General features: G+C 77.2%; 19 protein-coding genes. 11 read left to right on the top strand and 8 right to left on the bottom strand.

The annotated features are described in order from the left end of the window. Positions 1 to 34: 34 nt before the first annotated feature. A complete protein-coding gene (locus tag ACI780_RS23235) occupies positions 35 to 1,270 on the bottom strand; it encodes a WS/DGAT domain-containing protein (protein ID WP_457005932.1) in 1,236 nt (411 codons plus the stop codon). A gap of 224 nt (positions 1,271 to 1,494) precedes the next feature. On the opposite strand from ACI780_RS23235, the gene ACI780_RS23230 reads away from it, so the two are divergent. Next, a complete protein-coding gene (locus ACI780_RS23230; RefSeq protein ID WP_457005931.1) occupies positions 1,495 to 3,708 on the top strand; it encodes an MMPL family transporter in 2,214 nt (737 codons plus the stop codon). Here the strand turns inward: ACI780_RS23230 and ACI780_RS23225 are convergent. Next, complete coding sequence (locus ACI780_RS23225) at positions 3,653 to 3,778, bottom strand: hypothetical protein (RefSeq protein WP_457005930.1); 126 nt, start codon at positions 3,776 to 3,778, stop codon at positions 3,653 to 3,655. The genes ACI780_RS23230 and ACI780_RS23225 overlap by 56 nt on opposite strands. Positions 3,779 to 3,856: 78 nt before the next feature. On the opposite strand from ACI780_RS23225, the gene ACI780_RS23220 reads away from it, so the two are divergent. The 6 genes from ACI780_RS23220 (at position 3,857) to ACI780_RS23195 (ending at position 9,010) form a co-directional block, all read left to right on the top strand. Further along, positions 3,857 to 5,149: a glycerophosphodiester phosphodiesterase gene (locus ACI780_RS23220; RefSeq protein ID WP_457005929.1), complete on the top strand. Its 1,293-nt coding sequence runs from the start codon at positions 3,857 to 3,859 to the stop codon at positions 5,147 to 5,149. Further along, entirely contained in the window at positions 5,146 to 5,331 is a 186-nt protein-coding gene (locus ACI780_RS23215; protein WP_456868580.1) for a hypothetical protein, read from the top strand. Before ACI780_RS23220 ends, ACI780_RS23215 begins: the two co-directional genes overlap by 4 nt. 67 nt (positions 5,332 to 5,398) lie before the next feature. Beyond that, positions 5,399 to 6,475: a transglycosylase domain-containing protein gene (locus ACI780_RS23210; protein ID WP_457005928.1), complete on the top strand. Its 1,077-nt coding sequence runs from the start codon at positions 5,399 to 5,401 to the stop codon at positions 6,473 to 6,475. Between the two features lie 25 nt (positions 6,476 to 6,500). Next, positions 6,501 to 7,412 (top strand): alpha/beta hydrolase, encoded by a 912-nt coding sequence (locus tag ACI780_RS23205; RefSeq protein WP_457005927.1) that lies wholly within the window; start codon positions 6,501 to 6,503, stop codon positions 7,410 to 7,412. A gap of 38 nt (positions 7,413 to 7,450) precedes the next feature. Next, a complete protein-coding gene (locus ACI780_RS23200; RefSeq protein ID WP_457005926.1) occupies positions 7,451 to 8,497 on the top strand; it encodes a glycerate kinase in 1,047 nt (348 codons plus the stop codon). Positions 8,498 to 8,542: 45 nt separating this feature from the next. Then, the gene (locus tag ACI780_RS23195; protein WP_456868863.1) at positions 8,543 to 9,010 is read left to right on the top strand and encodes an Hsp20/alpha crystallin family protein; all 468 of its coding nucleotides are present in this window, start codon (positions 8,543 to 8,545) and stop codon (positions 9,008 to 9,010) included. A gap of 52 nt (positions 9,011 to 9,062) precedes the next feature. Here the strand turns inward: ACI780_RS23195 and ACI780_RS23190 are convergent, their stop codons facing one another. Then, positions 9,063 to 10,718 (bottom strand): polysaccharide deacetylase family protein, encoded by a 1,656-nt coding sequence (locus ACI780_RS23190; protein WP_457005925.1) that lies wholly within the window; start codon positions 10,716 to 10,718, stop codon positions 9,063 to 9,065. 419 nt (positions 10,719 to 11,137) lie between these two features. Then, positions 11,138 to 12,325: a cation:proton antiporter gene (locus ACI780_RS23185; protein ID WP_456868585.1), complete on the bottom strand. Its 1,188-nt coding sequence runs from the start codon at positions 12,323 to 12,325 to the stop codon at positions 11,138 to 11,140. A gap of 158 nt (positions 12,326 to 12,483) precedes the next feature. Here ACI780_RS23185 and ACI780_RS23180 point away from each other — a divergent pair, with 158 nt between their 5' ends. Together ACI780_RS23180 and ACI780_RS23175 are read left to right on the top strand one after the other, a co-directional pair. Continuing rightward, positions 12,484 to 13,239: a hypothetical protein gene (locus ACI780_RS23180; RefSeq protein WP_456868586.1), complete on the top strand. Its 756-nt coding sequence runs from the start codon at positions 12,484 to 12,486 to the stop codon at positions 13,237 to 13,239. A 187-nt stretch (positions 13,240 to 13,426) separates the two neighbouring features. Continuing rightward, positions 13,427 to 14,902 carry a BTAD domain-containing putative transcriptional regulator gene (locus ACI780_RS23175; RefSeq protein WP_457005924.1) on the top strand — a complete coding sequence of 492 codons (1,476 nt, stop codon included), beginning with the start codon at positions 13,427 to 13,429 and terminating at the stop codon, positions 14,900 to 14,902. On the opposite strand, the gene ACI780_RS23170 is transcribed toward ACI780_RS23175, so the two are convergent. The 4 genes from ACI780_RS23170 to ACI780_RS23155 all read right to left on the bottom strand — a co-directional run bounded on the left by ACI780_RS23170 (position 14,847) and on the right by ACI780_RS23155 (position 19,892). Continuing rightward, complete coding sequence (locus tag ACI780_RS23170) at positions 14,847 to 15,902, bottom strand: lysophospholipid acyltransferase family protein (RefSeq protein WP_456868588.1); 1,056 nt, start codon at positions 15,900 to 15,902, stop codon at positions 14,847 to 14,849. The two genes, ACI780_RS23175 and ACI780_RS23170, sit on opposite strands and share 56 nt — an antisense overlap. Position 15,903: 1 nt before the next feature. Next, complete coding sequence (locus ACI780_RS23165) at positions 15,904 to 16,773, bottom strand: patatin-like phospholipase family protein (protein ID WP_457005923.1); 870 nt, start codon at positions 16,771 to 16,773, stop codon at positions 15,904 to 15,906. A 64-nt stretch (positions 16,774 to 16,837) separates the two neighbouring features. Further along, a complete protein-coding gene (locus ACI780_RS23160) occupies positions 16,838 to 17,323 on the bottom strand; it encodes a hypothetical protein (RefSeq protein ID WP_456868590.1) in 486 nt (161 codons plus the stop codon). 112 nt (positions 17,324 to 17,435) lie between these two features. Beyond that, complete coding sequence (locus ACI780_RS23155) at positions 17,436 to 19,892, bottom strand: phosphoketolase family protein (RefSeq protein WP_457005922.1); 2,457 nt, start codon at positions 19,890 to 19,892, stop codon at positions 17,436 to 17,438. 153 nt (positions 19,893 to 20,045) lie between these two features. On the opposite strand from ACI780_RS23155, the gene ACI780_RS23150 reads away from it, so the two are divergent. Together ACI780_RS23150 and ACI780_RS23145 are read left to right on the top strand one after the other, a co-directional pair. Then, positions 20,046 to 20,372, top strand: coding sequence for a DMT family transporter (locus ACI780_RS23150; protein ID WP_089403656.1), 327 nt, complete (start codon positions 20,046 to 20,048; stop codon positions 20,370 to 20,372). Beyond that, a partial coding sequence (locus ACI780_RS23145; RefSeq protein WP_457005921.1) for a TetR/AcrR family transcriptional regulator occupies positions 20,372 to 20,996 on the top strand: 625 nt, incomplete at its 3' end. The genes ACI780_RS23150 and ACI780_RS23145, both read left to right, overlap by 1 nt.

Below are 20,996 nucleotides of genomic sequence, written 5' to 3'. Positions count from 1 at the left end.
CGTGCCGGCCGGGCCGGCACGGCCCCACCCCGGGTCAGCCGGCGGCGCGCCCGAGCTCGGCGGCGTCCTGCTCCACCGCGGCGGCCAGGAGGTCCAGGTCGCCGACGACGGCGGGGTCGGCGACGAGGCCGAAGCCGAGCCGGCCGGCGACCGACATGACGCCCACCCGGAGCGCGTGGTGCTGCGCCACCTCGACGAGGGGCTGCACCGCGCCGACGGGTGCGCCGAGCACGGTGACGGCCCGGTCGGGGCCGCGCACGTTCGACACGTTGAGCGCGAAGGACCGCCCGCTGCGCTGCAGCCGCTGCGACCAGCCGGCCAGCCGGGGTGACAGGCGCGCCATCCGGGCGGCGAGCGCGTCGAGCTCCCGGGCGTCGTGGCGGGCCTTCCGCAGCGCCGTCTCCCGGCGGACGGCGGCCAGTCGCGCCCCGGGGTCGGCCTCGTCCACCGGCAGGTCCACCCGGAACCAGGAGTCGCGGTTGCCGAGGTCGTCGCCGCCGGAGTGCAGCGTCACCGGCACCTTGACCCGCAGCCCGTGCAGCGACCCGTGCCGCTCCTGCAGCCACCGGCGCAGCGCACCGGCCACCACCGCGAGCACGGCGTCGTTGACCGTGGCACCGGCCAGCCGGCGGGCCGCCCGGCGCAGCGGCTCGGACGCGACCACGGCGAGGGCCACCGCGCGGTCGCGGCCCACCTCGGCGTCGAACGGGGAGCGCCGCAACCCCGGGACGAGCTCCCCGGTCAGCACGCCGGCGAGCGAGCCGCGGCCGGCGCCGGGATCCCCCGCGGGCGCCGGGCGCGCGTCCCGGGCCGGGGCGGGGTCCCACAGCACGTCCTCGGCCAGGCGCACCACGGTCCCGCCGTCGGCGAGGGCGTGGTGCACCCGCCACACCAGCACCGCACCGCCGCCGGCGACCGGCCCGACCACGTCCATCCGCCACAGCGGCCGGCCGCGGTCCAGCCGCTCGGTGAACAGCCGGGCCAGCTCGCTCCGCAGCCCGTCCTCGTCGAGCGGGCCGGCCGTGGCGACGGCGCCGACGTGGGCGGCGACGTCGACCCCGCCCGGGCACCACACCGGCTCCTGCGCCGTCCCGCCCAGCCGCCAGGTCAGCCGGGGCGCACCGGGCAGCCGGCGGGCGACGGCGTCACGGAGCCGGTCCGGGTCCGGCGCGCCCTCCGGCAGGTGCACCACCGTCGCCGTGTGCCCGACCAGCCGGGCACCCTCCAGCGCCAGGATCGCCCGGTCCTCGTCGGTCAGCGGGACCTGCACGCCGCCAGCCTGCCGCCGCGCGAGCGCCGCGGACAAGGACGGACGCCGCCGATCACGGTGGGCGAGGAACCGGTGACGCCGGTGCGGACCACGCCGCGCCGGAGCCCCGATCCCGCCCTCGGCGGGAAAAGCCGGTGACGGCCCGCCCGGCCCGTCGCTAGCGTCCCGGCCGCACCGTCGCCGTCCGGGACACGGGGACCCGGCGCTCCTCCGAGGAGACCGCCATGGGCAGGTCGTTCGCTTCCCGTGTCAGCCATCCCCGCCTGAAGTGGGTGGTGCTCGTCCTCTGGCTGGTGCTGGCCGCCGCCTCGGCCCCGCTGGCCGGCCAGCTCACCGACGAGCAGGAGAACGACATCGCGGCGTGGCTGCCGGAGGACGCCGAGTCCACCCAGGTGCTGCGGCTGCAGGCCGAGCTGGGATCCGACCCCGACGTCATCCCCGCCGTCGTCGTCTACGAGCGCACCGATGGCATCACGGCCGACGACGCCGCCGCCGTCGCGCAGGACGCGCAGGCGTTCGGGGCGCTCGAGGAGCTCGACGGCGCGGTGATCGGGCCGATCCCGTCCGAGGACGGGCAGGCGCTGCAGCTCATCGCGCCGCTGAACGTGGGCGCGGACGGCTGGGAGGCGATCGCGCCGCTGGTCGACGACATCCGCGCCGAGGCGGGCGACGGCCCCGACGGGCTGACCGCCTACGTGACCGGCCCGGCCGGCAGCGCGGCCGACTCCTCCGAGGCGTTCGCCGGCATCGACGGCACGCTGCTCTTCGCCGCCCTCGGCGTCGTGATCGTGATCCTGCTGTTCACCTACCGCAGCCCGGTGCTGTGGATCCTGCCGATCTTCTCCGCCGTCATCGCACTGTTCTGCGCGCAGGCGGTGGTCTACCTGCTGGCCCGCTACGCCGACCTGACGGTCAACGCCCAGAGCGCCAGCATCCTCACCGTCCTGGTCGTGGGCGCCGGCACCGACTACGCGCTGCTGCTCGTCGCCCGCTACCGCGAGGAGCTGCGGCTGCACGCCGACCGGCACGAGGCCATGACCGAGGCCGTGCACCGGGCCGGCCCGGCGGTGCTGGCCAGCGGCGGCACGGTGGTGCTCGGGATGCTGTGCCTGGTCGCGGCGCAGATGAACTCCACCGCGGGCCTCGGCCCGGTCGCCGCGATCGGCGTCGCGGTGACCCTCGTGGTGCTCATGACGCTGCTCCCGGCGCTGCTGGTCATCTGCGGGCGGTGGGTGTTCTGGCCGGTGCGGCCGGCCTTCGGCAGCGCCGAGCCCAGCGCGACCGGGCTGTGGGCCCGCGTGGGCCGGCTCATCGCGCCCCGGCCCCGCGCCACCTGGGTGGTCACCACCGTGCTGCTGCTGCTCGCCTGCCTGGCCGTCTTCCGCCTGGACCCCAGCGGCCTGACCCAGGCCGAGAGCTTCCGGGGGACGCCGGAGTCGATCCAGGGCGACCAGGTCGCCGCCGAGCACTACCCGGCCGTGGCGGGCAACCCCGTCACCGTCGTCACCGGTGCGGACTCCGCCGACGAGGTCGCCCGCGCCGTCGCGGAGACCGAGGGCATCGCCGCGGTCGACCCGCCCCGGGTGAGCGGGGACTCCGCGCTGGTCACCGCGTCGCTGACCGACCCGTTCGACAGCCCGGCGGCCTACGCGACCGTGGACCGGCTGCGCGCCGAGCTCGACGACGTCGGGGACGGCCAGGCGCTGGTCGGCGGGAACACCGCGCTCAACCTCGACGTCCAGAACGCCTCGCAGCGGGACAACCGCGTCGTCATCCCGCTGATCATGCTCGTGGTGCTGGTCGTCCTCGGGCTGCTGCTGCGGGCGCTGGTGGCACCGGTGCTCCTGGTCGCCACGGTCGTGCTGTCCTTCGGCGCCGCGCTGGGCCTCAGCGCCCTGGTCTTCGACTGGACGCTCGGCATCACCGACACCGACAGCTCGTTCCCGCTGTTCGTCTTCGTGTTCCTCGTGGCCCTCGGCATCGACTACAACATCTTCCTGATGACCCGGGTGCGGGAGGAGGCCGCCGACCACGGCACCCGGCGGGCCGCGCTGGTCGGGCTGGCGGCCACCGGCGGCGTCATCACCTCGGCGGGGCTGGTGCTCGCCGCGACCTTCGCCGTCCTCGGCACCCTGCCGCTGACCTTCCTGACCCAGCTGGGCATCGCCGTGGCGCTCGGCGTGCTGCTCGACACCATCGTCGTCCGGTCGGTGCTGGTCACCGCCCTGACCCTCGACGTCGGGCGGCACATGTGGTGGCCCAGCCGGCTGGCCCGCCGCCTGGACGAGGCCGAGCCGCCACCCGGCGCCCCGGTGCCGACGACGGCCGCGGCGGGGTCCCCGGTGCCGGCGCCGCGGCCGGTCCCCGACGGCGGCGACCCCGTCAGCGGAGCGCCGCCGGCGTCCGGCGCACGCCCACCGGGTACGGGGTCGGGGTGAGGGCGAACACCGCGGCCGCCCGGCTGCCGTCGACGCCGAAGGGCTGCTCGAACGGGTAGGTGTCGTCCACGACCGTGGGTGTCGCCCGGCAGCAGGCGGCCAGTGCGGCGGCGCCGGCGGCGTCGGTCGCCCCGCCGTAGGGTTCCGCGTGGACTTCGCCGACCTGCGCCGGCCGTTCGTCATCGCCCACCGCGGCGGGGCGCTGCAGGTGCCCGAGCACACCCTCGAGGGCTACCGGGTGGCGGTCGGCCAGGGCCTGCCGGTCATCGAGCAGGACGTGCACGTCCTCGCCGACGGCGGCCTCGGCGTCATGCACGACGGCACCGTGGACCGCATGACCACCGCCAGCGGCAACGTCGCCGACCACACGTCGGTGTCCTGGAAGCAGCTCGACATCGACGCCTCGGCCACCCTCGGCGGCGGCTGGCCCGACGGGCTGCGTCCCCCGCTGTTCGACGAGGTGCTCACCGAGTTCGGCGACCGGGTCCTGCTGTGCGCGGAGGCCAAGGGCACCGGCGCGATGGCACCGCTGATCGCCGCGCTCGAGCGGCGCGGCATCCGCCGGGGGTCGGTGCTGCTGCAGTCCTTCTCCCTCGCCGACTGCCGGCTCGCCCGCTCGCGGGGGTGGGAGGTGGTCTGGCTCGGCAGCACCGACGTCGCCCGCGCCGCCGCCGAGGGCATCGGCTGGCTGGGCCCGCAGGCCGGGCAGGTGACCGCGGCGCTGTGCACCCGGGCGCACGCCGCCGGCGTCGAGGTGGCCTGCCACACCGTCAACCGCCGCTACCAGCGCGACGCCCTGATCGCCGACGGCGTCGACGCGGTGTTCTCCGACGACCCCGTGTACCTCGCCGGGGACGCCGCGCGCCGCACCACCGACCTGTTCGCCCGGCAGGTGTGGCTGCCCGGCATGCAGGCCGACACCGACCGCGGCCGCTTCTTCCCCGACGACCACTCGTGGGGGTTCGCCGCCACCGACGCCGCCACCGGCGCCGCCGCCTCGGCGCTGCTGGGCTTCCTCGCGCCGCCGGACCCGGACGCGTTCACGCTGCGGCTGCGCGTCCGCCTCGACGAGGCCCGCGGGGACCCGCGCGGCTGCGGCGCGGTCGTCCTGCTCAGCGCCGACGACCGCCCGTACCTGCCCCCGCCCGGGACCTCCCCCGGCGTCGACGGCCTGCTGGTCCTGCTGCGGGCCGACGGCACGGTCGCCGTCTCGTGCGTCTCCGACGGCGTCGCCGTCCCGGTGGCGTCCTCGCCGGGCGGTGCGCCGCTGCCGGTCGGCTCGTACGTGCCGCTGGAGGTCACCGTCACCGGCTCCGGGGTCGCCGTCCGCGCGGGGACCGCCGCGGTGACCGTCGCCGACGGCGGTGTCCGCCCCGTACCCGTCGTCCACCTCGGCAGCGTGTCCGCCGGGATCCGCTTCACCGGACTGGAGCTGACGTGACCGACCCCTTCGCCCTCCCCGACCGGCTGCCCGGTCACGGCCCCGCCGACCCGGAGGGCTACCTCGTCGAGGAGGTCGCCGACGGCTACCGGTGGACCTGCCGCGCCGACGGCCGGACCGCGGGCCCCTTCGCCAGCCGCGAGGAGGCCGTCGTGGCCGCCGCCGCCGACCGCACCGCCTGACCGGGGCGCCGGGGTTCCTCTCGTACCCTGGGCATCCGGTCCGTCGGCCCCGGGAGGACAGCACCGCATGCCCTTTCCGTCCCGCCGCCGCCCGCCCGCCGACGTCCCGCCCGCGCAGCGGTGGACCGACCGGGTGCCCCGGCGCCGGCCGGCCGACGACGAGCGCTTCCCGCCGTACGGCGCCCCGCCGGCGCCGGCGGACCCGTGGGCCGCACCGCCGCCCGGATCCCGGCCGTGGCCGCCGCCCGCCCCCGGCAGCGCACCGCCGGCGGAGCGGGCGGGTGCTCGGCGGCGCCCGGAGGAGCTCCCGCCGCAGGACGACGCCCGGCGGCTGGGGCGCCGGCGGGTCCGGCGCCGGGTGGTCCGCGGGCTGGTCGTCGCCTTCGTGCTGCACCTGCTCGTCCTGGTGTCGCTGCGCTGGGTCGACCCGCCGACGACGGCGTTCATGCTGGCCAACGAGCAGGGCGCGATCCAGCAGTCGGTGCCGGTGGAGCACGTGTCGCGGAACTTCCTCGCCGCCGTCATCGCCCACGAGGACCAGGCGCTGCCCTACCGCGACGGCGCCTTCACCTGGGACGAGCTCTCCGGCCGCGCCGAGGCCCGGCTGCGCGGCGAGGAGGACCCGTCGGGCTCGACCATCCCGCAGCAGGTGGCCAAGAACCTCTTCCTCAACCAGTCGATGAGCGTCTGGCGCAAGGCGGTCGAGGCCGGCCTGTCCGCCGAGCTGGCGCTGGTGCTCGACGACCGGCGGATGCTCGAGCTCTACGTCAACTCCGCCCAGCTCGGCCCGCAGGTGTACGGCATCTGCGCGGCCAGCTGGTACTACTTCGACACCCCGCCGTCGACGCTGACCGTCGACCAGGCCGTGCAGATCGTCGGGCTGCTGCCCTCCCCCGGGCACGTCCAGCGGGCGCCCGGCGGCGGACTGGACTTCGACGTGGCCGACGGCCTCGGCTGGCTGTCGCGCTCGCACGTGCTCAACGCGCAGAACCGGGTGCCGCGGCACATCGAGCAGAAGGGGTTCCAGCCGGTCGAGGACGCCGGGATCACCGGCCTCGCGGCGGACCAGCCGCCCGGCGACGACGACTGCTCGGAGGTGCCCGAGGAGGTCGCGGACCTGATCGCCGAGCAGGGCACCGCCTGACGACCACCACGGAGGGCACCCCCGGATGACGACGCCGTCGTTCCACCCCGACCTGCGGGCCGCACGGTTCGTGCCGCGCACGGTGGTCGGCCCGCGCACCCTGCGCCCGGTCCGGCTGCTCACCCGGGGCATCGCCGCCTCCCGGCGACAGTGGGGCGCGGAGCCGGTGCCGGTCGCGCCGGGTGTGTCGGTGCGGCTGTTCCGGCCGGCGTCGGCCGGGGCGCGCACGCCGGCGCTGCTGTGGCTGCACAGCGGCGGGACGGTCATCGGCACCGCCCGCCAGGACGACCGCGCCTGCCGCCGGTTCGCCGACCGGCTCGGGATCACCGTCGCCTCCGTGGAGTACCGGCTCGCGCCCGAGCACCCCTTCCCCACGCCGCTGCACGACTGCGAGGCGGCGCTGCGGTGGCTGGCCGGGCAGTCGGCCGTCGACCCGGAGCGGATCGCGGTCGGGGGCGCCAGCGCCGGTGGCGGTCTGGCGGCCGCGCTGGCGCTGCTCACCCGCGACCGCGGCGGGGTCCGCCCCGTGCTGCAGCTGCTCTCCTACCCGATGCTCGACGACCGGACCGCGCGGCGGACCGACGTCGACGAGCGCTGCGTGCGGATCTGGAACCAGGCGAGCAACCGCTTCGCCTGGCGCAGCCACCTCGGCCCCGCCTGGGACAGCGGCGACGTCCCCGCGCTGGCGGCACCGGCGCGCGCCGCGGACCTCTCCGGCCTGCCCCCGGCCTGGATCGGGGTCGGCACCTGCGACCTCTTCCACGACGAGGACGTCGCCCACGCCGCCCGCCTCCGCGACGCCGGTGTGCCGTGCACGCTGCACGTGGTCCCCGGGGCCTACCACCTCTTCGACGAGACCGAGCCGCGGGCCGGCGTGTCCCGCGACTTCCTGCAGGCGCGCACCGCCGCCCTCGCCGCCGCGTTGCACGCCCGCTGACCGCTGCTGGGCAGCCCGCCGACGTCACGGAGACGCCCGTGCGCATCCTGATCGCACCCGACAAGTTCCGCGGCACGGCCACCGCCGTCGCGGCGGCCGCGGCTCTGGCCGAGGGGGTGGCGGACGCCGGCCACACGGCGATCGCCGTGCCCTTGGCGGACGGCGGGGAGGGCACGCTGGAGGCGCTGGGCGGCGCGACGCACACGACCCGCGTCACCGGGCCCCTCGGTGCGCCGGTGGACGCGGCGTGGCGGCTCTCCGACGGGCGGGCCGTGGTCGAGACCGCCCGCGCCTCGGGGCTGCTGCTCGCCGGTGGCCGGGAGGCGAACGACCCCTGGGCCGCCACCAGCCGCGGCACCGGCGAGCTGGTCGCCGAGGCGGTGCGCCGGGGAGCGCGGCGGGTGGTCGTCGGGGTCGGCGGGTCGGCGTGCACCGACGGCGGCGCCGGGGCCGTCGAGGTGCTGCGGGAGATCGCGCCGCTCGACGGCAGCCGCGGGTGGACGGTGCAGGTCGCCTGCGACGTCGGGACGACGTTCCTCGACGCGGCCCGGGTGTTCGGCCCGCAGAAGGGCGCGACGCCGGAGCTGGTGCGGCGGCTCACCGCGCGCCTGGCCGACGTCGCGCTCGACCACCGGGAGCGCTACGGCGTCGACGTCCGGGCGCTGCCCGGCTCGGGCGCCGCGGGGGGCCTCGCCGGCGGGCTGGCGGCGCTCGGGGCGTCGCTGGTCCCCGGGTTCGACCTGGTGGCCGACGTCGTCGGGCTGCGGGAGCGGGTGCGGGCAGCCGACCTCGTGGTCACCGGCGAGGGGATGCTCGACGTGCAGTCCTTCGAGGGCAAGGTCGTCGGGGGCGTCGCCGCGCTGGCGCGGGCCGCCGGCGTGCCCTGGGCCGCGGTGGTGGGGCAGGCGCTCGTCGAACCGCCCGACGGCCGGGTGGTCGACCTCGTCGCCACCTTCGGGCGGGACCGGGCGCTGGGCGCCACGTCGGCCTGCCTGCGCGCCGCCGGGCGTGACCTCGTGAACCCAGTCGCCGACCGTGCCGTGCATGACGGCCCGGCCGCGGGGAAACGGGATCGGCGTCCCTGATCCCTCCCAGCGAGCGAGCACCTCGAGGAGGACGCGGTGAGCGTGATGCGCTTCGACCCCTTCGGTGACCCCTTCCGGGGCGTGGACCGGCTGACCAGCCAGCTGATGAGCGGCACGAAGACGCCGATGGGCATGCCGATGGACGTCTGGCAGGCTGACGACGGCTACCACGTCGCGCTGGACCTGCCCGGCGTCGACCCCGCCGGCGTGGAGATCACCACCGAGCGGAACACGCTCACCATCCGCGCCGAGCGCCGCTCGGAGTACGGCGAGAGCGGCAACGTGCTGCTCGCCGAGCGGCCGCAGGGCCGGTTCACCCGCCAGCTGCAGGTCGGCGACGCGCTGGACACCGCCCGGGTGACGGCCACCTACACCGACGGCGTGCTGCACCTGGTCATCCCGGTGTCCGAGCGCGCCCAGCCGCGCCGCATCGAGGTGCAGCACGGCGGCGCGCAGCAGCAGCTGCCCGTCACCGGGGACGACGGGCCCGCCGGCCAGGAGCGGCAGGGCTGAGCCGGGCGGCGCCGGGACGGACGGCGGCGGGCGCCCCCTCCGTCCCGGCGGGTCACCCGTGCAGGTACACCTGCCCGGGCCGCACCGGCCCGAGCAGCTGCGGCACCGTGACCAGCGTGTAGCCCGCCGCCCGCAGCGCGTCGACGATGCCGGGCACTGCCGCGACCGTGCTCGGGTGGATGTCGTGCATCAGCACGATCGCGCCGGGGTGCACCCCGTCCAGGACCCGCTGGGTGGTGGTGGCGACGTCGCGGTTGAGCCAGTCCTGCGTGTCGACGTCCCACGTGATCTGCGCGTAGCCGCGCTGCGCCGTCTCCGCGGCGACCGTGGCGTCGGTGGCCCCGTAGGGCGGGCGCATGAGGTCGGTGGTGATGCCGAGGTCGGCCAGCACCGCGGTGGTGCGGTCGAGCTGGTCGCCGACCGCGGCGGCCCCGACGTCGGGCAGCCGCGGGTGCGACCAGCTGTGGTTGCCGACGGCGTGGCCGTCGGCGACCGCCTGCCGGACGAGGTCGGGCTCGGCGGCGGCGGCCTGCCCGACGACGAAGAAGGTGGCGCGGACGTCGGCCGCCCGCAGCTCGTCCAGCAGCTGCCCGGTGTAGGGCCCCGGCCCGTCGTCGAAGGTGAGCGCGACGCACGCGAGGACGGCGCAGTCGACCTCCTGGCCGGGCGGCGGTGGCGGTGCGGGCGCGGGCGGCGCGGGCGCCGGGGGCTCGGGCGCCTGCGGCTCCGGGGGCTCGGGCGCCGGCGGCTCCGGCGGCGCCGGGACACCGGTGAAGGGGGCGGCCGCCACGGCCGCCTGCCGCACGGCGCGGCCGGCGTCGGTGAGCACGCCCTCGACGACCTCCGGGGCGAACCGGACCGCGACGTCGCCGAAGGGCTCCGCCCGCCCGTCGCCCAGGCCCACCACGGCGGTCACCGACCCGTCCGCCGCGAAGCGCAGGTCGGCCAGGGCGACCGCGCTGCCGAGCAGCTCGTGCCCCAGTCCCGCCCGGCGGACGGCGTCGGTGAACCAGGCGAAGGCGAGGTCGGGGTCGGCGACGAGGTCGGGCGAGGTCCAGACGGCCCCGGAGGTCACGTCGGTGTAGACGCCGGTCGTGGTGGTCTCGGCGGGCAGCCCGCCGATCCGGGTGCGCACGCCGACCGAGGCCCCGAGCACGTCGCCGGCGGCGAGCACGGGCACCACGTCGACCGTCAGCTCGTTCCACGAGCCGGGGGCCAGTTCCTCCTCGTAGCGCTGCACGTCCTCGTCGACGAGGTCGCCGAGCGCCTGCTCGAGGTCCGGGAGGCCGGGCACCGCCACGGTGGTGACCTGCCGGTGGTCCTCCGGGGTCTTGCTGTCCTCCTCGGTCACGGCCAGTCCCGCCGCGGCCGGGTCGAGCGCCGGCGGGGGCTCGACGACCGCCGCGGGCGGGGTCACGCCGGTGGGGGCGGCCGGCGCGGTGGCGTCGCCGGCGGCGGCTGCGGCGGTGCCGTCGCCGGTGCCGTCAGCGGTGCCGGGACCGGCGTCACCCCCGGTGTCGCTGCCGGTGCCGGACCCACCGCCGGTGTCACCGGCGGCGCCGGTGCCGTCCCCGGCGACCGCGCCCACGGCCCGGGCGCCCACGGCCTCGGCACCGACGCTGAGCACCCCGTCCGACCCGTCGCCCGCGCAGGCGCCGAGCAGGAGCACCGCGACGACGAGCGGGGCCGCCCTCCCCGGGCTCACCACGGCGACGCACCCCGGGCGGCGGGCCGGACCCCGCCCGGTGGGCCGGCCGGGCCGCGGCGGGCGGAGGTCGTCGGTGCGGGTCGGTCGGGGGACGTCACGGGAACCGCCGCGGGGTGGGGCAAGGAGGAGCTCCTTCACACGTCGTGCGGACGTCCGTGTCCCGGGAGGCCGACGGGCGTCACGGTCCCGGCAGCCGCTCCAATCCCGCTCCAACGGCGCCGCGGGCACCTCCCCGCGAGCCGGCGCCAGGGGGTGGCGGGGAACCGGTCGGTCCCGGTCGGATCGCAGGCCGGGAGGGTCGTCCGGCCGGCTGCCCGGGAGCCGACACGCGGACGCGAGCGGGATCGCAGGGCGCGACTGCGGGCAGCGCGCCACGGGCCGGCCGGGCTGCGCGCCCTGCCGGCGAGCGGTGCCCCGCCCTACGGGTGGCCCACCGACGCCGCCGGCGCTCGCTCGCGCGGACGGTCGAGCGCGACCACCAGCGCGGGGAACAGCAGCACGGTGAGCACGCCGGCGCCGACCAGCGCGGCGGCGTTCTCGGGCAGCATGGTGCCGCTGCGCAGGCCGATCTCGGTGAGCGCCACGAGCACCGGCAGCGCCGTCGCGCTCACCAGGGCGGTCTGGGTCCGCTCCCGCAGGACCAGCACGCCGCGGTAGACGAGCAGCGCCGGGCCGCCCCGCACGGCCAGCATCAGCGCGAAGAACAGCAGCAGCCGCAGCGGCGCGTCCGCGATCGAGGGCAGGTCCAGCGCCATGCCCGAGGCCACGAAGAAGACCGGGACGAAGAAGCCGTAGCCGACGGCGTCGAGCTTGGCCTCCAGCTGCGGCGCGGCCGTGCCCACCCACCGCCGCAGCACCATGCCGGCCAGGAAGGCGCCGAGCACCGCGTCGAGGTGGAACTGGTCGGTGACCGCGATGAGGGCGACCAGCAGCAGCACCGTGCCGCGCAGGGTGATCTGGCTGGTCTCGTCCTGGCCGGCGTCGATCACCCGGGCGAGCCGGCTGCCGTCGTGGACGGCGCGGCGCAGGACCGCCAGCACGACGGCCAGCACCGCCACCGCGGCGAGGGAGACCAGCGCGGCGAGGCGGCCCTGGGTGCCCAGGAACACGGCGATGGCGAGCACGGGCAGCAGCTCCCCGACCCCGCCGGTGGCCAGCAGGTAGCGCCCCAGCCGCCCGTGCAGCAGGCCCTTCTCGCGCAGGATCGGCAGCAGCGTGCCCAGCGCCGTGGTGGTCAGGCCCAGCGCCACCGGCAGGAAGGCGCGCACCACGCCCCCGGCGGTCAGCAGGCCCACCACGCCCAGCGCCAGCGCGGCGGACACCCCCCACGCGACCAGGGCCCGCCGGCCGGCGTCCTCGCGGAACAGCCGCGGGTCCAGCTCGTAACCGGCCAGCAGGAAGACGAAGCCGAGCCCGACGTCGGAGAGGACCCGGACGTCCTGCGCGGTCCCGACGTCGAGGACGTGCGGCCCGATCAGCATGCCGCCGGCCAGCAGCAGCACCACCTGGGGCACCGGCAGCCGCGGGACCAGCCCCACGACGACGGCGGCGACGAGGGACACCGCGGTCACCGCGGCCAGGGTGTCGATCACCACCACGTCGTCCACCGGGCTCTCCCGTCTCCGGAGATCCCGCGAGGATGCCCCTCCGGCCCGCCCGGGCGGAAGCACACCGGGCGCGCGGGGCTCCCACGGGGGCGGGGTCCGGGGCACGATCGCCGGGACGGTCGCGCACAGGGGCGGGCGCGCCGGGGGCGGGAGGTGCCGTGGGCCTCGAACCCGAGCTGATGCCGGTGGTCGACGGACGGCGGGAGCTGGTGGCCTGGCTGGTCCTCGGCTTCCTGGTGACCTTCCTGGTCACCCGCTTCGTCACGCGCGCCATCCGGGAGGGACGCGGGCCGTTCCGGGACGCCAGCGTCGGCGGGGTGCACGTCCACCACGAGGTGTACGGGATCTTCCTGCTGCTGGGCACCGGCACCGTCGAGTTCACCTACCGGCCCGGCGGCGCCGGCGGTGTCGTGCTCGCCCTGCTCTTCGGCGCCGGCGCGGCGCTGACCCTCGACGAGTTCGCGCTGTGGCTGCACCTGGAGGACGTGTACTGGTCGCGCGAGGGCCGCAGCTCGGTCGACGCGGTGCTCATCGCCCTGGTGGTCGGCGTCCTGCTGCTGGTCGGCGCCAACCCCTTCGACGCCGACGAGGACGACAGCGAGGCGGTGCTCGCCCTGACGCTGGCGGTCAACCTGCTCTTCGCCCTGGTCGCGATCCTCAAGGGGCGCGTCCTCCTGGGCGTGGTCGGCGTGTTCGTGCCCCTCGTCGCGCTCGTCGGCGCGCTCCGCCTCGCCCGGCCGGCGTCGCCGTGGGCCCGGCGCCGCTACCCGCCCGGCTGCGCGGCCGCCGAGCGCTCGCTGCGCCGCTTCCCGCCGGGCCGGCGCACCCGCTGGGACGCGCTGGTCGACCTGTTCGCCGCGGTCCCGGAGGCCACGCCGGCGCGCCCGGCCGTCCGCCCCGCCGCCGGCGGGTGAGCACCGGGCAGGACACGTTCAGGCCTCTGGTGTCTCGTAACCCCTTCCGGGGCGGGCGCGGATGCGGTACGCAGTGTCCCGACAGGGTCGTCACTCACGGTGGTCGGACGCTCCGGTGGCGCAGTTGCCGCCGGTCCGGGTCACCGTGGGGTCGCGGGCACGGGGGACGCACGCGAGGAGGCCGTTCGTGGGGGAAGCCGCGTCCGAGCTGCTGGAGTTCCGGGACCTCGGGCCGCTGGAGGTCCGGCGGGCGGGGGAACCGGTCCCGCTGGGCGGCGCGCGGCTCACCGCGGCGCTGTCGCTGCTGCTGGTCCACGCCGGCGGGCACGTCACCGTCGACGCCCTGAGCGAGGCGATGTGGGGCGCGCGGTCCCCGGCCCGGTCGTCGTCGACGCTGGACTCGCACGTCTGGCGGCTGCGCAAGGCCCTCGAGCCCGACCGGGCCCCGGGGGCGCCGTCGGAGGTGCTGGTGCGCGAGCCCGGCGGCTACCGGCTGGTGGTCGACCCGGGGACCGTCGACTCGCGGCGCTTCCGCCGCCTGGCCGACGAGGCGCGGGTGCTGCTGTCCGCCGGCCGCGCGGAGGAGGCCCGCCGGGCCGCCGAGGAGGCGCTGGCGCTGTGGCGCGGGCGCCCCTACCCCACCGTGGCCGACGCGCCGTGGGTCGCCGCCGACGTCGCCCGCCTCGTCGAGCTGCGCGACCAGGTGCGGGAGGTGCTGGCCGAGGCCCTCCTCACCACCGGGGCGCCGGGACAGGCACTGCTGGAGCTCGGGCCGCCCCTGGCCGAGACGCCGCTGCGGGAGCGGCTGTGGGCCCTGCGCATGCTGGCCCAGCACCGCCTGGGGCGCCCCGAGGAGGCGCTGCGCAGCTACCGGCAGGCCCGGGCGGTGTTCCTCCGCGAGCTCGGCCTCGAGCCCGGTCCCGACCTGCGCGAGCTGCAGCGCCGGATCCTCACCGAGGACGCGACGCTGGCCGACCGCACCGGCTCCGGCCCGCCCGCACCGCCGCCGTCCCCCGGTCCGCCGGGCGCACCGGCCGAGCCGGGACCGGCCGCCGACGACCGGGACCGCGAACGCACCCCCCGGCAGGGCGCCGGTGCCCCGCCGGCCCGGCGCGGGCACCTCCTCGGGCGACCACCCCTCCCGCCGCAGGGCTCCCCGGCCGCAGACCCGCAGCGGCACCGCCGCCCGGCGCAGCGGGCACCCCGCCACCGCGCCGCCGGAGAGACCTCCGGCCGGCCGCTGCCGCGGGCCCTGGACCGCGGCCTCCGTGCGGGACGGCCGGGACGCGACGCCGACTCGCCGGGCGTGGTGGAGCCACCCGACGGGGACGTCCCCGGTGGCGACGTCCCCGGTGACGGCGCGCTCGAGACCGCCGCGGTGGACCCGCCGGAGCCGCGCGACGACGGCGGCACCGGGCAGGGCGCCGCACCGCCCGCCTCCGTCCCGGAGGACGCCGGCGGCGCGGGAGGGGACCGGCCGGCCGGGGCCCGCGGGCCCGGGCTCGGGAGGGTGCCGGGTCCGGACGACGGCGCCGCCCCCCGCGCGGTGCCCCTCCCGCCGCGGCGGGACGCGCACCGGACGACGGGCCGGCGGGGCGGGCGGGACCTCACCCGTCCCGGCGCGCGGCCTCCTCCCGCCGGGTCGCGGCCGAGGTGGTGGTGATCCAGTCGTCGATCGTCTCCCACCAGCGGTAGAGCCAGTCGGTCAGCTCCGCCTCCTCGCGCGGCACCTCCGCGGCCGGGATGAACCACCAGCGCAGGTGGAGGGTCTTGTCCATCGGCAGGCCCCGCCAGACGTCCCCGACCGTGCTCAGGTGCTCGAGCCCGGTGTGCGCCACCAGCACGACGTCGGCGTGCGGCGCGGCCTGCAGCGCCGCGACCACGCCGCCGGGCCGCGGGGGCAGCAGGTGGCGCATCCGCTCGGCGCGCGTCAGCGCGGCGAGCAGCCCGCGCTCGCGCAGCCGCTGCAGGGCCCGCACCTTGCGCTGCGGGGTGAAGTTGGCGCCCTCGGGGAAGATCAGCAACGCGTCCTCCTCGCCGAGGTCGCGGGCGAGGTCGGCGATCGCCTCCTCCGGGCCGGGACCCGCCGCCGACCGGGCGGAGACGAAGGAGTTGGGCAGCCGGTTGAGGTAGACGTCGATCAGCGGGTCCAGCTGCAGCACGTCCTTGAGCACGATCCGCGGCTGGCGCAGGTGGTCGCGGTTCATCAGCGTGTGCACCAGCAGGAACGAGTCCCCCGGGCCGGCGTGCCGGGACAGCACCACCATGGCGTTGGTCGAGCCGGGCACCCCGTCGTCCAGCGGCGACCAGGACTCCCCGTCGGTGACCAGGCGGAGGGAGAACAGCCGCTGGGCGGTCCGCATGAGCGCGTCGAGCAGCAGCCGCAGCACCGTGTAGTGGGCCGCGCGGGAGGCCGGCCCGGACAGCCGCCGGCCGAAGCCGCTGGCGACCCACAGCACGGCGGCGGCCGCGAGGCCGGCCACCTCCAGCGTGAGGTACACCAGCCCGAAGCACAGCAGCCGCAGCGCGCGCAGCCGGCCGGGGAGGAAGACGGACACGAGCAGTGCCAGGACCACCAGCACCGGCAGCAGCAGGACGCCGGCGACCAGCACGCCGAGGAGCAGCGGGCCGGTCACCCGGCGCACGCGGCGGGACGGCAGCACCTCAGGTCCCCCCGTCCCGGTCGGCCGCGACCCGGTCGAGGGCCTCGGCGGCCGCGGCGTGGGCCTGCTCGATGCGGGCGGTCACGCCGGAGAAGTCGCGGTAGCGCAGGTTGGCCGCTCCCGGCGGGTCGGGGTCCCCGGCGGGCAGCACGTGGACCGTGACGCCGGGCGGGAGGGTGGACAGGTCCGCCGCGAACCGGTGCCGGCGGGCGATCTCGAAGGCGACCGTGGCGACCTCCCAGGGCCGTTCCGGCGGGCGCAGCGGCCGGTCGATCCGCCCGACGTGGAGCACGTAGACGGTGTCCGCGCCGAGGGCCACGGCCCGGCCGACGGGGATGCTGTGCACCAGCCCGCCGTCGAGGTAGTGCTCGCCGCCGACCTCCACGGCCGGCAGCAGCCCGGGGACGGCGCAGGAGGCGAGCACCGCGTCGACGAGGTCGCCGTCGCTGAACCAGTGCTCGGCGGCCCGCTCGATGCTGGCCGCCACGCACTGGAACGGCACGCGCAGCCCGGCGAAGGTCCGCACCGGCAGGTGGTCCTCGAGCAGCTCGCGCAGCGGCTCCCGGGGGTGCAGGTGGGTGCGGGTGCGCACCAGGGTGCCCACCCGGGCCAGCACCGAGCCGGTGAGGACCCGCCGGGAGGCCAGCTCCTCCCACACGCCGCGCAGCCGGTCGACCGCGCCCGGCGTGGGGTCGGCGGCCACGACGGCGCCGTTGATGGCGCCCACCGACGTGCCGACCACCAGGTCGGGGCGGACCCCGCGCTCGAGCAGCGCCTGCAGCATGCCCACCTCGGCCGCGCCGAGCACCCCGCCGCCGCCCAGGACGAACGCCGTCCCGCCCCCGCCGGCCGGGTCGGGGAGCGGCGCCATGCCCGCATCGTGCCACCCGCCCCCGGGGGCGGCAGCCGCGCCCGCCGGCCGTCCCCGGAGGCGCTCAGGGGCGCCCGGTGAGCCGCAGCAGCAGGCCGGTCACGAGCCCGTGCGTCGCGTGCCCGACGACGCCGCGGACGTGGCTGACCAGCGGGTAGGCCGTCATCGTCGACAGCGAGGTGCCCTCGTCGACGACGAGGAAGGCGCCGGCCCCGACCAGCGGGCCGGCCACCATCGGGGGCACGCCCCGGCGCACCAGGGCCGCGGCGAGCACCCCGTAGGTGACGCCGAACGTGCGGTGCGTGGCCAGCCCGACCCGGGCGGCCGCGGCGTCGTCGAGGTCGCGGCCGCGGACCCGGCCGAGCTGCCGGCCCAGCTGCACGAGCATCCCGCCGGGCGCGATCTCCTGCTCGCGCTTGCGCGAGGCCTCGCTCTGCCGCGCGTGGAACCAGGTCGTGGCGGCGTCCATGCTGCGGCTGGCCACGTACCCGGCCAGCGCCCCGGTCCACAGCCGGCCGCTCCCACCCGTCCCGGTCGGTGTCCCCGCCATGTCCGCCTCCCTCTCCCGACGGCGTGCCCGCGCGCCCCAGTGCAGCGGGCGGGCACGGCCGGCGGGAGGGTCCAACGTCCCCCGGCGGGGGGCCCGGCGTGGGGGCGGGTGCTCAGTCCTCCGGCTCGTGCAGCGGACCGCTGCCCACCACGACCGGTCCCCCGCCGGAGCCCCACTGCCAGCCGCGGATCTCCGGCAGGTCCTCGCCGTGCGCGCGGACGTACCGGCGGTGCTCGATGAGCCGGCCGTGCAGCCGGTCGCGCAGGTGCGCGCCGCGCGCGCGGAGCCGAGGCACCCGGTCGATGACCGCGATCGCGAGGGAGTAGCGGTCGATGCCGTTGATGACGCACATGTCGAACGGCGTCGTCGTCGTGCCCTCCTCCACGTAGCCGCGCACGTGCAGGTTGTCGTGGTTGGCCCGCCGGTAGGTCAGCCGGTGGATCAGCCACGGATAGCCGTGGTAGGCGAACACGACCGGCTTGTCGGTGGTGAAGAAGGAGTCGAAGTCGGTGTCGGACAGGCCGTGCGGGTGCTCCCGGTCGTCCTGCAGCCGCATGAGGTCGACGACGTTGACGAACCGGACGCGCAGGTCGGGGAAGGCCTCGCGCAGGATCTCCGCGGCCGCCAGGGCCTCCATGGTCGGCACGTCGCCGGCGCAGGCCAGGACGACGTCGGGGTCGGTGCCGGCGTCGGTGCTGGCCCACTCCCAGATGCCGATGCCCTTGGTGCAGTGCTCGACCGCCCGGTCGAGGTCGAGGTACTGCAGCGCCGGCTGCTTGCCGGCGACGATGACGTTGACGTACTGGTGGGTGCGCAGGCAGTGGTCGGCCACCGACAGCAGCGTGTTGGCGTCCGGCGGCAGGTAGACCCGGATGACGTCGGCCTTCTTGTTGACGACGTGGTCGATGAACCCGGGGTCCTGGTGGGAGAAGCCGTTGTGGTCCTGGCGCCACACGTGCGAGGTCAGCAGGTAGTTCAGCGAGGCGATCGGCCGCCGCCACGGGATGCCGTTGGTGGTCTTCAGCCACTTGGCGTGCTGGTTGAACATCGAGTCGACGACGTGGATGAACGCCTCGTAGCAGGAGAACAGGCCGTGCCGGCCGGTGAGCAGGTAGCCCTCCAGCCAGCCCTGGCACAGGTGCTCGGAGAGCACCTCCATGACCCGGCCGTCCGGGGACAGGTGGTCGTCGTCGGGCTCGCGCCGCGCCACCCAGGTGCGGTCGGTGGCCTCCAGGACGGCACCGAGCCGGTTGGAGTTGTTCTCGTCGGGGGCGAAGAGGCGGAAGGTCTCGGGGTTGCGGCGCACCACGTCGCGCAGGAACTCCCCGAGCACCCGGGTGGCCTCCACCGCGCCGGTGCCGGGCTCGGCCACCGGGACGGCGTAGTCGCCGAAGTCGGGCAGCCGCAGCGGCCGCAGCAGCAGGCCGCCGTTGCTGTGCGGGTTGGCGCTCATCCGCCGCGGGCCCTGCGGGTGCAGGTCGCGGACGGCGGGCACCGGGGCGCCGTCGTCGTCGAAGAGCTCCTCGGGGCGGTAGCTGCGCAGCCACTGCTCGAGCACCTGCCGGTGGGCGTCGTCCTCCCGCGCGTTGGCGAAGGGCACCTGGTGGGAGCGCCACGAGCCCTCGACGCGGTGACCGTCGACCTCGGCCGGCCCGGTCCAGCCCTTCGGCGAGCGCAGCACGATCATCGGCCAGCGCGGCCGGTCGGTGACGCCGTCCTCCCGGGCGCGCCGCTGGATCTCGGCGATCTCGTCGAGGCAGCGGTCGAGCACGGCGGCGAACTGCTGGTGCATCACCACCGGGTCGTCGCCCTCGACGACGTACGGGGTGTGCCCGTAGCCGCGCAGCAGGTCGGTGAGCTCCCCGGGCTCGATGCGGGCGAGCACCGTCGGATTGGCGATCTTGTAGCCGTTGAGGTGCAGGATCGGCAGGACGGCGCCGTCGCGGGCGGGGTCGACGAACTTGGTGCTGTGCCAGCTGGCGGCCAGCGGACCGGTCTCGGCCTCGCCGTCGCCGACGACGGCCGCGACGACCAGGTCGGGGTTGTCAAAGGCGGCGCCGTAGGCGTGCACGAGGGCGTAGCCGAGCTCGCCGCCCTCGTGGATGGAGCCGGGCGTCTCGGGGGCGACGTGGCTGGGGATGCCGCCGGGGAAGCTGAACTGGGTGAACAGCCGCTTCATCCCCGGCCCGTCCTGCGACACGTCGGGGTAGACCTCGCTGTAGGTGCCCTCCAGCCACGCGGCGGCGACCGGGCCGGGCCCGCCGTGCCCCGGGCCCATCACGTACACGCAGTCGAGGTCCCGGGCGCTGATCGCGCGGTTGAGGTGGGCGTAGACGAAGTTCAGGCCCGGGGTGGTCCCCCAGTGGCCCAGCAGCCGCGGCTTCACGTGCTCCGGGCGCAGCGGCTCGCGCAGCAGCGGGTTGTCCATGAGGTAGATCTGGCCGACCGACAGGTAGTTGGCCGCCCGCCACCACGCGTGGATGCGGTCGAGCTCCTCGGGCGACAGCGGCCCGGGCGAGCCGGCGGTCTGCGGTGGGGCGGTGTGCTCGCGAGTGCTCGTGTCGGTCACCGGCGTCGTCCTCTCGGGCCCTGGTCGCGGCTGACGGTCCCCACCCTGGTGGATGCGGCGACCGGACGCGACCGTCCCGATCCCCCCTCCCCGCGACACCGGTACTCGTGTACCGTATTTGTGGTACGTCCGTACCGTTCTGAGGAGTCCCCCGTGGCCTGGGTCCTGCTGGTCGTCGCCGGCGTCTTCGAGACGGCGTTCGCCGTGTCGCTCAAGCAGTCGGAGACCTTCACCCGCCTGTGGTGGTCGGTGTCGTTCGTCGTCTGCGCCGCGGCCAGCTTCGCGCTGCTGTCGGCCGCGCTGCGCACGCTGCCGGTGGGCACCGCGTACGCGGTGTGGACCGGCATCGGGGCCGGCGGCACCGCGGTGGTCGGGATGCTGGCCTTCGGCGACCCGGTCACCACGCTGCGGATCGTGGCGATCCTGCTGATCCTCGGCGGGGTGGTGGCGCTCAACCTGGCGCCGTCGGCGGCGCACTGATGAGCCGGCTGACGGCCAAGGGCGAGGCGCGGCGCACCGCGATCGTGCAGGCGGCGGCGCGGCTGGTGGCCGCCGAGGGCCCCGACGCGCTCACCCACCGCGCCGTCGTCGCCGCGTCCGGCATCCCGCTCGCGGCGACGACCTACTACTTCGCCTCGATCGACGACCTGCGCGCGGCCGCGGTCGGGCACCTGGTCGACGACGAGCGCCGCCAGGCCCGGTCGCTGGTCGAGGCCCTCCCCCGCCGGCCCCGGTCGGCGGCGGCCACCGCGCGGCACGTCGTCGCCGTGCTGCTCGGCGCCGACCGCGACGACGCCGAGCTGCTGGCGCTCTACGAGCGGTTCCTCGCCTGCGGCCGGCACCCGCGGCTGCGCCCGCTGCTCCGGGAGGCGCGGGCGGCGATCGACGCCGCGCTCGCCGAGCTGCTCGAGCGCTGCGGCCGGCCGGCCACCGACGTGGCGACGCTGGTCGCGCTGGTCGACGGGTCGGTGGTCTCCGCGCTCGTCGAGGGCGACGGGTCGGGGGGGGGGGGGGGGGGGGGGGGGGGGGGGGGGGCGGGGGGGGGGGCGCGCCACCGGTCGGGGGCGGGGGGGCGGCGGCCGGTCGCGGGAGGAGCAGTGGCGT

Source organism: Geodermatophilus sp. SYSU D00814, from assembly GCF_054050055.1.
The sequence above is the reverse complement of the archived record's forward strand: the minus strand, read 5'-3'. Positions and strand labels throughout refer to the sequence as shown.

Bases quoted from the DNA above. Each gene is read 5' to 3' on its own strand.
- ACI780_RS23160 (WP_456868590.1), bottom strand. From the start codon at position 17,323: ATGGCGGGGACACCGACCGGGACGGGTGGGAGCGGCCGGCTGTGGACC.
- ACI780_RS23210 (WP_457005928.1), top strand. From the start codon at position 5,399: ATGCCCTTTCCGTCCCGCCGCCGCCCGCCCGCCGACGTCCCGCCCGCG.
- ACI780_RS23195 (WP_456868863.1), top strand. From the start codon at position 8,543: ATGCGCTTCGACCCCTTCGGTGACCCCTTCCGGGGCGTGGACCGGCTG.
- ACI780_RS23165 (WP_457005923.1), bottom strand. From the start codon at position 16,773: ATGGCGCCGCTCCCCGACCCGGCCGGCGGGGGCGGGACGGCGTTCGTC.
- ACI780_RS23205 (WP_457005927.1), top strand. From the start codon at position 6,501: ATGACGACGCCGTCGTTCCACCCCGACCTGCGGGCCGCACGGTTCGTG.
- ACI780_RS23230 (WP_457005931.1), top strand. From the start codon at position 1,495: ATGGGCAGGTCGTTCGCTTCCCGTGTCAGCCATCCCCGCCTGAAGTGG.